Here is a 13,950-nt window from a genome sequence, read left to right on the forward strand (position 1 = left end):
CAAAAGTGTTGCCAAAGGAATCCCGACCAGACAGACCAAAGCCTGACCAGTCCGGGGTATAAAACAATTGGCACTGGCTTATCAAGCACCCTGTTGAGTTCTCAAAGAACAACCACACACCAACCCGAAGCCCTGCGTCGCAGGACCCCCGCTTGGGGCAACCCCTCTAACTTACCCGGCTCGACTTTCGCTGTCAACCTCAGGTTCGAGGCGATCACCTTGGTTCGAGCCGATCCACGCTGACGCACGCCGTACCCGGCGGTCGTTGCTGTCGTGGTTTCCGGCGGACCGGCCGGCGCTGTTTTCACAGCCACCCGCCCGTCTCCCTGCCGGCTTCCGAACTCTACCCGGTCGGCTTCGCGTTTGCAACCCCGTGTTCCCGGAGTCTTTCCGCACCGCCCGGATCCTCAGTCTGGCTCGGCGTCACCGCCACCATCCTGGTGCCCGCTCTCGGCCGGTTTGCCCCGGCTTCCCGCGTGCAGAGAGAAAGTTACGCGGCGCCGCCCGGGAAGGCAAATCAATGATCGTCATTGTCTGCGGCGACCCGGGTTCCGGAGATGGCGCTCGCGGGGAGGGTCCGGATCGGGACCCGCCGTGCCAGAGTGGTCCGCATGGTTGACCTGTCCCGGCTCCCGGCCCTCGCCGAGGAGGCTCTGCTCGGTCTCCTGCTGCCGTTCTGGCAGCTGGTCATCGGCGCGTTCGTGCTCGCCGTGCTGGTGCTGTCGGTGGGACGGCTGGCCCGCCGGGGCCCGTCCCGGATGGCCACCGCGCTGCTGGTCACCGCCGCGGCCATCGCCTGCTTCGCGGTGCTGGGCGTGCTCCTGGAGACCTGAGCCGGGTCAGAGCCGGCGGTTGGCGAGACTGGGCAGCTCGGCCCGGATGGTTCGCAGCCGGTCCAGGTCCACCTCGGCGACCGCCAGGCCTGGGCCGTCCGGAACCTGGCTCACCACCGTCCCCCACGGGTCCACCACCATGCTCCGCCCGAAACAGGTCCGGCCCGGGTCGTGGTCACCGGTCTGGCCGGCCGCCGCCACGTAGCACTGGTTCTCGATCGCCCGGGCCCGCAGCAGCACCTCCCAGTGGTCCCGCCCGGTGTGCGTCATGAACGCGGCCGGCACAACCAGGAGTTCGGCGCCGCCGTCGACGGCGAGCTGCCGGTAGAGCTCCGGAAACCGCAGGTCGTAACAGATCGACAGGCCGACCCGGAGACCCTCGACGTCGACCACCACGGGCTTCTCCCCCGGGGCGACCGTGGCCGACTCGTGATAGGAGACCCGGCCGGGAATCTCCACGTCGTACAGGTGGATCTTCCGGTACGTGGCGGCGAGCGCGCCCGTACGGTCGAAGACCAGCGAGGTGTTCCAGGTGTGCGCCGGGTCCGGGCCGGCCTCGTGGAACGAACCCGCGATCACCCAGAGGCCGAGTCGGCGGGCGGTCTCGGCGAAGAACCGGCCCACCTCGCCGTCGACCGGTTCGGCCGGCGGCATCCGGTCGGCGTGACCGAGGTAGTCCACGTACTCCGGCAGGAGGGCCAGGTCGGCGCCGGCCGCCGCGGCCCGGACCAGCAGGGCCTCGGCGGCGGCGAGGTTCGCCGCCCGGTCGTCGCGGGCGTTGAGCTGGCAGACGGCGACGCGCATGAGGAGAGGGTACGGCTGCCGGCGGCGGGACGACAGGGCTCAGACGCTGGCCAGTACGAGCGCGGCGGCGGCGAATCCGAGCCCGGCCAGTTGCACCGGTCGTAGCCGTTCCCGGTCCACGGCGAGCGCGAGCAGCACCGTGCTCGCCGGGTAGAGCGACGCGATGGCCGCCACCACGCTGAGGTGGCCCCGGGCCGCGGCGGCGAGGTAGAGCGCGTTCGCCGCGGAGTCGAGCAGTCCGGCCGCGGCGACCCAGCCGAGCACCCGCCGGCCCAGCCGTAGGCGGACACCGGCGCGGGCGGCGAGCGCCAGCCCGAACGCGATGGAGCTGACGCGCAGCGCCAGCACCGGCCACATGCCGGCGCGTTCGTCGGCCTGCCCGAGCAGCGCGAAGAAGACGCCGAAGAGCAGGCCGGCGGCGAGCGTGGTGCCGATGATCCGCCCCGAGACGCGGCCGGTGCCGCCGCGCTCGCCGAGGCTCACCAGAGCGATCGCCACCACGGCCAGCCCGGCGCCGCCCAGCGCGACGGCGCCCGGGGAGTCGGCGACGAGCAGGCCGGCGACGATTGGCACGATCGCCGCGGTGATCGCGGTGACGGGTGCCACGACCGCCATCACGCCGGTGGCGAGCGCGCGGTAGAGCAGCACCACGCCGGCCGCGCCGGCCACGCCGGCCAGCAGGCCCCAGGCCAGGTCGCCGCCGGTCGGTGTGCCGGGCACGACGAGCACCAGCCCACCGAGCAGCGGCAGGCTGATCATCTGCGACACCACGGTCACGGCGATCGGGTCGGCGTGCCGGGAGGCCTTGCCGCCGGAGAAGTCGGCCGTGCCGAACGCGATCGCGGAAACCGCGGCGAGCACAATGGGAAGCATCCGGCAGTCGTACCACAATAGTGACCGTGAAGGATAGTATGATGACCGAGAGCGGTGGGCGGGTGAGCGCGGTGACCGCCGCGGTCGCCCGGCAGGTACGCGAACTGCGAGCCGCACGCGGCTGGTCCTTCGAGGAACTCGCCGGCCGGTCCGGGGTCAGCAAGGGGATGCTGGTGCAGATCGAGGGCGCCCGCACCAACCCGAGCATCGGCACGCTCTGCCGGGTCGCGGACGCGTTCGGGGTCAGCATGGCGCGACTGCTGGAGCCGGTCGAGGAGAGCACCGTCCGGATCACCCCGGCGGACCAGGCGCCGGTGCTGTGGCGCGGCGCGCACGGCGGCGTCGCCCGCCTGCTCAGCGGTCTGGGCGAACCCGACCTGGTGGAGCTCTGGGACTGGCGGATGCGGCCCGGCGAGGCGTTGCACTCCCCCGACCACGCCCACGGCACCCGGGAGATCCTGCACGTGCTGGACGGCGCCGTCACGGTCACCGTCGACGGCGTCGACCACCGGGTGGACGCCGGCGAGACGGTGGAGTTCCACGCCGACCGGGAGCACGGCTACCGCACGGCCGGCGACGAGCCGGTGCGACTGATGATGGTGGCGGTCACCCCGTCGGGCGAGTGGGACCGCCGGACCCGCTCACGCGGACCGCGCCCGAGCTGACCCGGGCGCGGTCGCGACGGGCGGTCAGGCCGACTTCTCCTCGCGGTCCCGGCGACGCCGGCCGGTGAACTCACGGGGCACGATCGTCGGGTTGACGTTCTCCAGGACGACCTCGCGGGTGATCAGCACCCGGGCGGCGTCGGGGTTGCTCGGCACCTCGTACATCACGGAGAGGAGCACCTCCTCCATGATCGCCCGCAGGCCCCGGGCGCCGGTGCCGCGCAGCATCGCCTGATCGGCGATGGCCTCCAACGCCGGCTGCTCGAACTCCAGCTCGACGCCGTCCAGCTCGAAGAGGCGCTGGTATTGCCGGACCAGCGCGTTGCGCGGCTCGGTGAGGATCTTCACCAGGGCGCCCCGGTCCAGGCTGCGCACGTTGGTGATCACCGGGAGTCGGCCGATGAACTCGGGGATCAGCCCGAACTTCAACATGTCTTCCGGCATGACCTGGCTGAAGATGTCGTCGGTCGACCGCTCCGACACCGACCGGAGCCGGGCGCCGAAGCCGGTGCCGCCCGAGCCGGTGCGCGACTCGATGATCTGGTCGAGGCCGGCGAACGCGCCACCGCAGATGAACAGTACGTTTGTGGTGTCGATCTGGATGAACTCCTGGTGCGGGTGCTTACGACCACCCTGCGGCGGCACGTTGGCCACCGTGCCCTCCAGCATCTTCAGCAGCGCCTGCTGGACGCCCTCGCCGGAGACGTCGCGCGTGATCGACGGGTTCTCCGACTTGCGGGCGATCTTGTCGACCTCGTCGATGTAGATGATGCCGGTCTCGGCGCGCTTGATGTCGTAGTCGGCGGCCTGGATCAGCTTGAGGAGGATGTTCTCCACGTCCTCGCCGACGTAGCCCGCCTCGGTGAGCGCGGTGGCGTCCGCGATCGCGAACGGGACGTTCAGCATCCGGGCCAGGGTCTGCGCCAGGTGGGTCTTACCGCAGCCGGTGGGACCGAGCAGCATGATGTTGGACTTGGCCAGCTCGACGCCGTCACTGCCGGAACCGGGCGCGCCCGCGGCCTCGGCCTGGATCCGCTTGTAGTGGTTGTAGACCGCGACGGCGAGCGCCTTCTTGGCCTGCTCCTGACCGACGACGTAGTTGTCGAGGAACTGGCAGATCTCCATCGGCTTGGGAAGCTCTTCCCACTTCACCTCGCCGGACTCGGCCAGCTCCTCCTCGATGATCTCGTTGCAGAGATCGATGCACTCGTCGCAGATGTAGACCCCGGGGCCCGCGATGAGCTTCTTGACCTGCTTCTGTGACTTGCCACAGAAGGAGCACTTCAGTAGGTCGCCGCCGTCACCGATCCGTGCCACCTACGTTCTCCCTGCACTCATCGGCCGGAGCGCCGGCCCTGACCTGCGGACGCCACCGCGCCCGTCCGTCCTGTCGTCATGCTGTGCTGTCGAATCCACCCGATCCGACCCCTGAACGGTACGGACCCGACGTTACCCGGTGGCCGGGCTTTCTCCGACCCCCAAAACGGGTGTGTCAGAGGTCGGTCGGGAACCGCCCCCGACCGACCTCCGACCCCGTTCGTGTTCAGCCCGCGGCGTGACTCGCCAGCAGACCCTTCTTGCGGCTGGTCAGGATGGTGTCGACAAGCCCGTACTCCTTGGACTCCTCGGCCGTCATGATCTTGTCACGGTCGATGTCCTTACGGACCTGCTCGATCGGCCGGTTGCAGTGGCGGGACAGCATGTCCTCCAGCTGCGTCCGCATCCGCAGGATCTCCCGGGCCTGGATCTCGATGTCCGACCCCTGGCCGTAGCCGCCCTCGGTGGCCGGCTGGTGGATGATGATCCGCGAGTTCGGCAGCGCCATGCGCTTGCCCGGCGTGCCGGCCGCGAGCAGGACCGCCGCCGCGCTGGCCGCCTGCCCGAGGCAGACGGTCGAGATGTCCGGCCGGACGTACTGCATGGTGTCGTAGATCGCCGTCATGGCGGTGAAGGAGCCGCCGGGCGAGTTGATGTACATGATGATGTCGCGGTCCGGGTCGGTGCCCTCAAGCGTCAGCAGCTGGGCCATCACGTCGTTGGCCGACGCGTCGTCCACCTGGACCCCGAGGAAGATGATCCGGTCCTCGAAGAGCTTGTTGTAGGGGTTGGACTCCTTCATCCCGTACGACGTGCGCTCGACGAACGACGGCAGGACGTAGCGGTTGTGCACGGCCGCGAACTGGGGCGGCAGGCTCAGGTCGGTCATCGTCAGCTCCTCGGTCAGCTCAGGGTCCCGGCGCCATCCGGAACCTGCGTGGCCCCGATGATCACCTTGTCGATGAAGCCGTAGTCCATGGCCTCCTGGGCGGTGAACCAGCGGTCGCGGTCCGAGTCCGCCTCGATCTGCGCCTGGGACTGGCCGGTGTGGTGCGCGACCCGCTCCTGGAACATCCGCTTGGTGTAGAGCATCTGCTCGGCCTGGATCGCGATGTCCGACGCGGTGCCGCCGAGGCCACCCGAGGGCTGGTGCATCATGATCCGCGCGTGCGGCAGGGCGTAGCGCTTGCCCTTGGTGCCGGCGCAGAGCAGCAGCTGACCCATCGAGGCGGCCATGCCCATGGCCACGGTCGACACGTCGTTGTCGATGTACTGCATGGTGTCGTAGATCGCCATGCCGGAGTAGACCGAGCCACCCGGCGAGTTGATCCAGAGGAAGATGTCGCGGTCCGGGTCCTCCGCGGCGAGCAGCAGCAGCTGCGCGCAGATGCGGTTGGCCACCTGGTCGTTCACCTCGCTGCCCAGGAAGATGATGCGTTCCTTGAGCAACCGGTTGTAGACCGAGTCGTCGAGGTTGCCAATGGAGTCGCCACCGCGGGCCTCGATCGCCCGGAGCGACTTCTTGGGGATGTGCATGTCGGTCATGGCAGCCCTTCGCTCTCCGTACCGTCCTGTCCGACACTAACCGCTCGCCCTACGGGCGTACTCCCGGTCGGGGCACTGTTCGCTCTCAGCGCAGTCACCCGCTCGGCGTACCCCGGAAAGGGTTTCGGCCGCCGCCCGGCGCGCAGCGCGGGACGGCGGCCGTCGCCGCAACGGTCAGTGCTGGTGGTCGTGCTCGGCCTCGTTCTGGGCCCGCAGCGCGTCGAGGGAGACCTCGTTGCCCGCCGCGTCCTTGATCTTGATCTTCTCCATCACCGCGGCCAGCGCCTTGCCCCGACGGACGTCACCGAAGACGGCAGCGGCGGCGCCGGAGCGGGCGAGCTGGTCGTAGTACTGCTGCGGGGCCATGCCGGCGCGCTGCGCCCGGTGCACGATCTCGTGGCCGAACTCGTCGTCGGAGACCTGCACGTCCTCCGCGTCGGCGAGCGTGTCCAGCAGCAGCTGGATCTTGACGCCGTCGGTCGCCGCCTCGGTCAGCTCGGCGTCGATCTGCTCCTCGGTCTTCTCCTCCGCGGCGAGGTATTCCTCCAGGGAGGCGCCGATGCGCTCGAGCTGGTCGACCATCGCGGCCTTACGGCTCTCGACCTCCTCCTTGACGACACCCTCCGGCGCCGGCACCTCGGCGGCGGCCACCATCTGCTCCAGCGCCTTGTCCCGGGCGGCGTAGATCTGCTCGACCTGCTTGCCGCGGGTGACCCGCTCACGCAGGTCGGCGCGCAGCTCCTCGATGGTGTCGAACTCGCTGGCCATCTGCGCGAAGTCGTCGTCGAGCTCGGGGAGCTCCTTCTCCTTCACCGTGCGGACGGTCACCGCCACCTCGGCGTCCCGGCCGGCGAAGTCGCCGCCGACGAGCTGGGTGGTGAAGGTGGTGCTGTCGCCGGCGGCCAGGCCGACAAGCGCCTCGTCCAGCCCCGGCAGGAGCTGCTTGCTGCCGACCTCGTGCGAGATGTTGCTCGCCGAACCGCCGGGGACGTCCTCGCCGTCGACGGTCGCGTTCAGGTCGATCTGGACGAAGTCGCCGTCCTGGGCGGCGCGCTCCACCGTCTTCAGCGTGGCGAACCGCTCGCGCAGGCTGTTGACCTGCTCGTCGATCTCGCTGTCGGCGATCTCGATCTCGTCGACGGTCACCTCGATGGTGGCCGGGTCCGGCAGGGTGATCTCCGGACGGACGTCGACCTCGGCGGTGAAGTTGAGCGAGTCACCGTCGTTGAACTCGGTGATGTCGACCTCGGGACGGCCGAGCGTCTTGAGGTCGTGCTCCCGGACCGCGGCGAGGATGTTCTGCGGGATGGCCTCCTGGATCGCCTCGTTGAGGACGGTCCCCCGGCCCACCCGCTGGTCGATCACGGCGCTGGGAACCTTGCCCCGGCGGAAGCCGGGAACCTGGACCTGCTGCCCGATCTCCCGGTACGCCTTCTTGAGGCTCGGCTCGAGCTCGACGAACGGCACCTCGATGGCGAGCCGCACGCGCGTCGGGCTCAGAGTCTCGACGGTGCTCTTCACAGGCGTACTCCTTGACGGATCTGGGTGTCGATTCTGGGGCGTGATTGCGCGCATCGAGTGTAGGCGAGTCGGCCTGCGGCATCGGCAGGGCCCGGGTACCGCGCGGCGAAACCGGCGGTTCCCGGGACGATCCGGTCGCGAACGACAGTCGGGGTGGCGGGATTTGAACCCACGGCCCCTCGCTCCCAAAGCGAGTGCGCTACCAAGCTGCGCCACACCCCGTGGCGACAAAGAGTGTATGCCGTCCGGGCCCCCGGGTGGGTGACCGGGGCGAGGGTGGGCACTGCGCGTCCGGCTCCGGCATTCGGTAGGCTGTCGGGCGCGCCCCGCGACAGCGAGGCGCTCGCGGGCGTAGCTCAATGGTAGAGCTTCAGTCTTCCAAACTGACTACGCGGGTTCGATTCCCGTCGCCCGCTCCACCGCTCCACCGCCCGGCCGGCGGTCAGCCGCCGAGTCGTCTCCGGATCCGTTCCGCGTCCTCCGCCGGCAGCGCGTCGGCCACCAGCACCCGGGGCAGCAGGTCCGGCTCCCGCGTCACGGCCCGGAACAGGAACGCCACTGTCACCTCGTGGTCCGGCCGGTGCACGACCTCCACCGGGTCGCCGGCCCGGACCGCGCCCGGCTCGACCACCCGCAGGTAGGCGCCCGGCACCGTGGCCTCGGTGAACCGTCTGATCCAGCCCTGCTCGCCCAGCCAACCCTGGAACGTGCCGCACGGGATGCGCGCGCAGGAGACCTCCAGGACGAGGTCGGCCCCGACCCGCCACCGCTCACCGACCCGCGCGCCGTTCACGTCCACCCCGGTGGTGGTCAGGTTCTCCCCGAAACTGCCGTTGCCCAGCGGCCGGCCCAGCTCGGCCTGCCAGCGGTCCAGATCCTCCCGGGCGTACGCGTAGACCGCCTGGTCGGTGCCGCCGTGGTGGGCCACGTCGTAGACCCGGTCACCGGCCAGACCGACCTCGCCGGCGCCCTTCGGACCGGGCGCGCTGACCGCGACCGGGCCGTCGACGGGTCGCTTGTCGATGCCGGTCGCCCCGAGCCCCTTCCAGGGGTTGGGTCGGGGCCGGCCCACGTTCACGGAGAGCACCCTCATGGCGGCGACGGTAGGCGCTGACCGGCCGACCGGGCCACCCGATTCCGCGTACCGGGCGAGGTTCGGGGCGGCGCGGGCTGCGTACGATGCGGGGCCGGACGTGCCCTCGTCGGGTGGAGGTAGTGACGGATGTCAGGCCAGCAGGACGGTTTCGCCCTCGGCGTGGACCTCGGCACCTCGAACACGGTGGCGGTGCTGCGCCGGCCGGACGGGACCACCCGGCCGCTGCTGGTGGACGGCCACCCGATCCTGCCGTCCGGCGTGTACGCCGACACCGCCGGCCACCTGCACGTCGGGCGGGACGCCCAGCGCCTGGCCCAGGCCGACCCGGCCGGCTACGAGCCGAACCCGAAACGGCGGGTCGACGAGGAGACCGTCGAGCTGGGCGGGCGGGCGTACCGGCCGGCGGAGCTGCTGGCCACGGCGCTGCGGACGGTCGCGGACGCCGCGGTGGTCGCGGTCGGTCTGCTGCCCCCGGCGGTGGTGACGCATCCGGCGGCCTGGTCGCCGGCCCGGCGGCAGGTGCTGCACGACGCGCTGGAACTGGCCGGTTGGCCGGCCGCCGCCGAGCACACGCTCGCCGGACCGATCGCGCCCGGCACCCGCCTGCTGCGCGAGCCGGTGGCCGCGGCCCGCTACTTCACCCAGGTGCTGCGCCGGCCGGTGCCGGTGGGTGGCGCGGTGGCCGTGTTCGACTTCGGCGGCGGCACGCTCGACGTGGCCGTGCTGCGCAATGAGGGCGCCGACCCGTGGGGCGACTCCGGCTTCCACCTGGTCGCCACCGGCGGGATCGCCGACCTGGGCGGCCTCGACCTGGACGCGGCCCTGCTCGGGCGGCTCGGCGAGCTGGTGGGTCCGGCCCACCCCGGGCGCTGGGCCCGGCTGACCGACCCGGCGACCACCGCCGACCGGCGCGACCGGCAGCAGCTCTGGGACAACGTGCGCGGGGCCAAGGAGATGCTCTCCCGGGTGCTGGTCGCGCCGGTGGCCGTGCCGGGGGTGGAGGCGGCCGTGCCGCTGGCCCGGGAGGACTTCGAGCGTCTCGCCGCGCCGCTGCTCACCCGCGCGGTCGCCGAGACCCGGCAGGTGACCGCCGCCGCCGGGGTGCGGCCCGAGCAGCTCTCCGGCCTGTTCCTGGTCGGCGGCTCCACCCGGATCCCGCTGGTGGCCCGGATGCTCCACGCCGAGCTGGGCATCGCGCCGACCGTGCTGGAGCAGCCGGAACTCCCGGTCGCCGAGGGGGCGCTGACCGATCTGCCGCTGCCCCGCCGGGCCGGCCGGCCCGGTGCCCGGCCGCCCGCCGGGAGCCTCGCCGCCCCGGCGGGGGGCCCGCCGGCGGGAGCACCGGCCGCCGGCTCGTCGACGCCGGACCCGACCGTGGCCCACCCGACGCCCGGCCCGACGCCCGAGGACCGGGCGGCGACCGTCGGTGCGGCGACCACCGTCGCCGGCACGCCCGCCGGGGCGGCGACCACCGCGCCCGGCGGCCCGCACGGCACGCTGGTCGCCGACGTGGCCGGCCCCACCCCTCCGGGGTACGCCGCGCCGCCCGCCCGGCACGCGCCGGCGTACGCCGGGAGCGGTGCTCCCGCGACGTCGGCCGGGCAGCCCGCGCCGACGTACGCCGCGCCCGGCGTACCCCCGGGTTGGGGGCCTTCGGCGGGCGGTGCCGGCACGCCGGACGGCGCGTCCTCCGGCGGCGGCCGGCGGGGTCGGTGGCTCGCGCTGGGCGCCGCGCTCGCGGTGGTCGGCGTGACGGCGGCGACGCTGCTCTGGGTGTTCCGGGACCGGCACCCGGCGCTGGACTTCCACCCGCCGGAGCTGGTCGGGACCGTGGCCGCGGGCGACGAGCGGCCGGCTGAGATGTTCACCGCGACGCTCGCCGACCGCGCCTACCTGGCCTGGTCGCGGCCGGACAACCGACTGAACGTGGTCGCCGTGGACACCGCCACCGGCCGGCGGATCTGGGAGAAGCAGACCCGGGCGAGCGCCGACCGGTGGGCGGGGATCCGGGCGCTGCCCGACGGGGTGGCCGCGGTGGCCGACGCGTCCGGCACCAGCACCCCCCGACCGTTCGCGGTGCTCGACGGCGACTCGGGCGAGCAGCGGTGGGAGGTCGGCATCCAGGGCGACGACCAGATCTTCGTCGGCGCCGACACGGTGGTCCGGCTGGACCGCGCCGGCAACCGCCTGGTCGGCTTGCGGCTGGACAACGGCCGGCAGCGGTGGTCGAAGGACAACCCGCGCACCGAGTACGGCGACGCCCGGACCGTGGTGGTGCCGGTCGCCACCGGGGCGGCGCTCGACGGCACGGCGTACCCGGACGGCTCGCCGCGTGCGCCGTGGGCCGGCGAGGCCGACCGGCTGGTCCAGGTGGGCGCGGACCGTTCGGTGCGGGTGGTGGCCATGGACGACGGGAAGATCCTGCGCAGCCGGGGCAACGTGGCCGACCTGGACGACCCGGTGGCCGCCCGGGACGACCGGCTGTACGTGGCGGAGAGCGACCGGGGCCTGCGGCTGGTCTCCTACGACCTCGGCGGTCTCGGCACGCCGGACGTGCGGTACGAGGCGACCGAACGGGACAGCCGGGCGCGGGCGCTGGTCACCTGTGGTGAGCATCGCGCCTGCCTGTTGGAGGTGCCGAGCGCGGGCGCCGACGGCACCCGGGTGGTGGTCGTGGCGGACGGCGAGGACAGCCGGCGCTGGCCGGCCCCGGGGGCGCAGCGGCTGGTCCCGCTCGGCGACCATCTGCTGGCCGCGCGGGACTCGCCCCGGGACGCGGTGACGGTGTTCACCCCGGACGGCACGGCGGTGCTGCGCGACCGGGACGGGGTCGCGGTCCGGCTGGACGCCGGCAATCTGCTGCTCTTCGGCAAGGCGCCCAGCGGCTACGAGGACGACCGTGTCCTCGCCGGGCTGGCGGTGGACGGCAAGCCGGTCGAGATGGGCGAGGTGAAGCAGATCCGCAGCGAGTCGTGTTCCTGGACCACCGAGGTGCTGGTGTGCGGCGCGGAGAAGGAGTTCCGGCTGTACCGGTTCGCCGGCTGACCGGTTCGCCGGCTGACCGGCGCGACCGGCGCGACCGGCGCGACCGAAAGTGAGCTTGACAGGCATCGATGTCTCGACTGGTCTGGTGGTCAGTGAGATCGACGTCCGTCAGGAGGCACCTTGTTCGTCCGACGACGGTGGACCGCACTCGCCACCACCGGCATCCTGATCACCGCCGCCCTGTCCCACCCCGGTCCCGGCGTGGCCGCGCCGGCCGCACCCGCGATCACCCTCGCCCCCACCGAGACCGCCCTGGTCCGGGTACGCCTGGCCGACGAGACGCAGCTCGCCCGCCTGGTCGCCGCCGGCGCCGACCTGGCCAACCGACCCCGCTCCCGCGACGGGCACCCGGTCGCCGACCTCGTCCTCACCGGCCGGCAGCTCGCCGACCTCACCCGGCAGGGGGCGAGCGCGCTCCAGGTGGTGCAGCGCGCCGACGACGGCGCCCGGCGGCTCGCCGAGAGCACCCGCGCGGCGCAGGCCCGTACCCGCGCCGGACTGCGCGCCGCCGACGGCACCGACACGCTCCAGTTCCTCCAGGCGTACTGGTGGACCACCGGCGGCAGGACGTTCCTCCAGGCTCAGGTGGCCACCACCGCCACCGACGACCCGGACGTGGAGATCACGGTGAGCTGGCGGACGGCGGACGGCGCCACCGGCTCCTTCCCGCTGTACCGGTTCGAGGACTCCGGCGAGTACCAGTACCACTACGCGCTGCCGCAGCCGGTGCCCGGCCGGCCGGTGCAGTTCACCGCCACCTCCAGCCTGGGTGGTACGAGCCGGCCGGTCACTCCGGCACGCTGGCCGGACGCCACCCCGCCGCCGCAGCCGGCCGGCTACCAGAAGGACTTCATCGACGCCTACCTGACGCCCGTCGACATCAGGGCGCGGATCGCCCGGCTGGGCCGCCAGTACCGCGACCTGGTCGACGTCATCGACCTGCCGAACCGCACCCAGGGCTACCGCCGCACCGCCGCCACGTACCTCGGCGACCCGGCCGTCGCCGCCCTGGTCGTGGAGTCGGTGCGCTTCGGCGACCAGGGCATGAACGGCGTGCAGGCGCGTACCGTCGACCCGGGTCGGGCCAGCCGGCCGCTGACCGTCCGGTACCGGGACCGGGTGCTCACGGTCTCCCTGGCCACCGACGCCGCCGGCAAGGTGACCAGCAGCACCGACGACGTCGCCGCCGCGATCAACGCGCGGCAGGGCAGCCGCTTCCGGGCCATCGTGGAGGACGGCTCGGCCGGGCTGCCGATGCCGGTGGCCGGCCCGGTACGCCTCGACGACGGCCTCCAGGGCACCGAGGTGCCGACCCGCCCGTGGACCGTGCAGGCGCTGCGGATCGGCAAGCACCGGGACGGCTCCCGGGTCGGGGTGCTCGCGTACTCGCAGGAGCACGCCCGGGAGTGGGCGACGCCGCTGGTCACGCTGGAGTTCGCGGAACGGCTGCTGGCCAACGCCCGCACCGACGCGGCGACCCGGCAACTGCTGGAGCAGGTCGACGTGTTCGTGATCCCGACCGTGAACCCGGACGGCGCGAACTACTCGTTCCACGACTACAACCTCCAGCGCAAGAACCTGGTCAACCACTGCACCGGCACCGCCCGCGACCCGAGGTACCGCACCACCTGGGGCGTGGACGTCAACCGCAACTACACGGTCGGGTCGCTGTTCGACGGGTACGTGGGCGCCAGCGCCAACTGCCTGTCCGGCAACTACGCCGGCACCGCCGAGCTGTCCGAGGCGGAGAGCCGCAACGTGATCGACCTGGCCCGGGCCCACCCCAACATCAGGTTCGCGATGAACGTGCACTCCTACGGCGGCTACTTCATGTGGCCGCCCGGCGCGTACCGGGCGGACGGCCGGGTGACGTTGCCGCGGCCGTCGATCGACGAGTCGACGCTCTTCCTGGCCAGCGCGCGCCGCATCGTCGGGGCCATCGCCACCGAGCGCGGCACGGTCACCTGGCCGTCGCAGACCGGCCCGGTCGCCGACGTGCTCTACTCGGCGGCCGGCAACTCCGCCGACCAGCTCTACTACGAGCTGGGCATCTTCGCCTGGGACTTCGAGGTCGGCAACGACCGCTGGAACGAGGCCACCGGGCAGTGGGAGGGCGTCGGCTTCCAGCCGCCCTTCGACGAGGCGCACAGCGAGTCCCAGGAGTACGCCGGCGGCCTGGTGGAACTGGTCCGGGTCGCCCGCGACCACGCGGCCGGGACGCGTTGACCCGGGCGGTCCCCGGTCGGCACGT

The 13,950-nt window shown here is 72.4% G+C and carries 11 protein-coding genes and 2 tRNA genes; 5 read left to right on the top strand and 8 right to left on the bottom strand.

Annotation, left to right across the window (positions count from 1 at the left end):
- Positions 1–611 precede the first annotated feature (611 nt).
- Positions 612–833, top strand: a complete 222-nt coding sequence (locus tag C8054_RS06915) for a hypothetical protein (RefSeq protein ID WP_107155901.1) — start codon at positions 612–614, stop codon at positions 831–833.
- A gap of 6 nt (positions 834–839) precedes the next feature.
- Here the strand turns inward: C8054_RS06915 and C8054_RS06920 are convergent, their stop codons facing one another.
- Entirely contained in the window at positions 840–1,637 is a 798-nt protein-coding gene (locus C8054_RS06920) for a carbon-nitrogen hydrolase family protein (RefSeq protein WP_107155902.1), read from the bottom strand.
- 39 nt (positions 1,638–1,676) lie between these two features.
- Positions 1,677–2,510, bottom strand: coding sequence for an EamA family transporter (locus tag C8054_RS06925; RefSeq protein ID WP_107155903.1), 834 nt, complete (start codon positions 2,508–2,510; stop codon positions 1,677–1,679).
- Between the two features lie 41 nt (positions 2,511–2,551).
- Between C8054_RS06925 and C8054_RS06930 the strand changes: the two genes are divergently transcribed.
- Positions 2,552–3,175, top strand: coding sequence for a helix-turn-helix domain-containing protein (locus tag C8054_RS06930; protein WP_107155904.1), 624 nt, complete (start codon positions 2,552–2,554; stop codon positions 3,173–3,175).
- Positions 3,176–3,199: 24 nt separating this feature from the next.
- Here the strand turns inward: C8054_RS06930 and clpX are convergent, their stop codons facing one another.
- The 5 genes from clpX to C8054_RS06955 form a co-directional block, all read right to left on the bottom strand.
- Positions 3,200–4,492, bottom strand: a complete 1,293-nt coding sequence (gene clpX / locus C8054_RS06935) for an ATP-dependent Clp protease ATP-binding subunit ClpX (protein WP_107155905.1) — start codon at positions 4,490–4,492, stop codon at positions 3,200–3,202.
- A gap of 226 nt (positions 4,493–4,718) precedes the next feature.
- Positions 4,719–5,381 (bottom strand): ATP-dependent Clp protease proteolytic subunit, encoded by a 663-nt coding sequence (locus tag C8054_RS06940; protein WP_107155906.1) that lies wholly within the window; start codon positions 5,379–5,381, stop codon positions 4,719–4,721.
- 14 nt (positions 5,382–5,395) lie between these two features.
- Positions 5,396–6,037 carry an ATP-dependent Clp protease proteolytic subunit gene (locus tag C8054_RS06945; RefSeq protein ID WP_107155907.1) on the bottom strand — a complete coding sequence of 214 codons (642 nt, stop codon included), beginning with the start codon at positions 6,035–6,037 and terminating at the stop codon, positions 5,396–5,398.
- A 174-nt stretch (positions 6,038–6,211) separates the two neighbouring features.
- On the bottom strand, positions 6,212–7,558 hold the full coding sequence (gene tig / locus C8054_RS06950) for a trigger factor (protein ID WP_158273812.1): 1,347 nt from the start codon (positions 7,556–7,558) through the stop codon (positions 6,212–6,214).
- Positions 7,559–7,706: 148 nt separating this feature from the next.
- Positions 7,707–7,780 (bottom strand) — tRNA-Pro (locus tag C8054_RS06955).
- A gap of 123 nt (positions 7,781–7,903) precedes the next feature.
- On the opposite strand from C8054_RS06955, the gene C8054_RS06960 reads away from it, so the two are divergent.
- A tRNA-Gly gene (locus tag C8054_RS06960) sits at positions 7,904–7,977 on the top strand.
- A 23-nt stretch (positions 7,978–8,000) separates the two neighbouring features.
- Here C8054_RS06960 and C8054_RS06965 read toward each other — a convergent pair.
- Positions 8,001–8,651 carry an MOSC domain-containing protein gene (locus C8054_RS06965; protein WP_107155909.1) on the bottom strand — a complete coding sequence of 217 codons (651 nt, stop codon included), beginning with the start codon at positions 8,649–8,651 and terminating at the stop codon, positions 8,001–8,003.
- A 129-nt stretch (positions 8,652–8,780) separates the two neighbouring features.
- Between C8054_RS06965 and C8054_RS06970 the strand changes: the two genes are divergently transcribed.
- Both C8054_RS06970 and C8054_RS06975 read left to right on the top strand, forming a co-directional pair.
- Positions 8,781–11,699 carry an Hsp70 family protein gene (locus C8054_RS06970; RefSeq protein ID WP_107155910.1) on the top strand — a complete coding sequence of 973 codons (2,919 nt, stop codon included), beginning with the start codon at positions 8,781–8,783 and terminating at the stop codon, positions 11,697–11,699.
- Positions 11,700–11,819: 120 nt separating this feature from the next.
- Positions 11,820–13,925, top strand: coding sequence for a M14 family zinc carboxypeptidase (locus C8054_RS06975; protein WP_107155911.1), 2,106 nt, complete (start codon positions 11,820–11,822; stop codon positions 13,923–13,925).
- The last annotated feature ends 25 nt before the right edge of the window (positions 13,926–13,950 follow it).

It is taken from the genome of Micromonospora sp. RP3T, from assembly GCF_003027925.1.
Taxonomy (GTDB): Bacteria; Actinomycetota; Actinomycetes; order Mycobacteriales; family Micromonosporaceae; genus Micromonospora.

Bases quoted from the DNA above. Each gene is read 5' to 3' on its own strand.
- C8054_RS06970 (WP_107155910.1), top strand. From the start codon at position 8,781: ATGTCAGGCCAGCAGGACGGTTTCGCCCTCGGCGTGGACCTCGGCACC.
- C8054_RS06920 (WP_107155902.1), bottom strand. From the start codon at position 1,637: ATGCGCGTCGCCGTCTGCCAGCTCAACGCCCGCGACGACCGGGCGGCG.
- C8054_RS06965 (WP_107155909.1), bottom strand. From the start codon at position 8,651: ATGAGGGTGCTCTCCGTGAACGTGGGCCGGCCCCGACCCAACCCCTGG.
- C8054_RS06925 (WP_107155903.1), bottom strand. From the start codon at position 2,510: ATGCTTCCCATTGTGCTCGCCGCGGTTTCCGCGATCGCGTTCGGCACG.
- C8054_RS06940 (WP_107155906.1), bottom strand. From the start codon at position 5,381: ATGACCGACCTGAGCCTGCCGCCCCAGTTCGCGGCCGTGCACAACCGC.
- C8054_RS06915 (WP_107155901.1), top strand. From the start codon at position 612: ATGGTTGACCTGTCCCGGCTCCCGGCCCTCGCCGAGGAGGCTCTGCTC.
- C8054_RS06945 (WP_107155907.1), bottom strand. From the start codon at position 6,037: ATGACCGACATGCACATCCCCAAGAAGTCGCTCCGGGCGATCGAGGCC.
- C8054_RS06930 (WP_107155904.1), top strand. From the start codon at position 2,552: ATGACCGAGAGCGGTGGGCGGGTGAGCGCGGTGACCGCCGCGGTCGCC.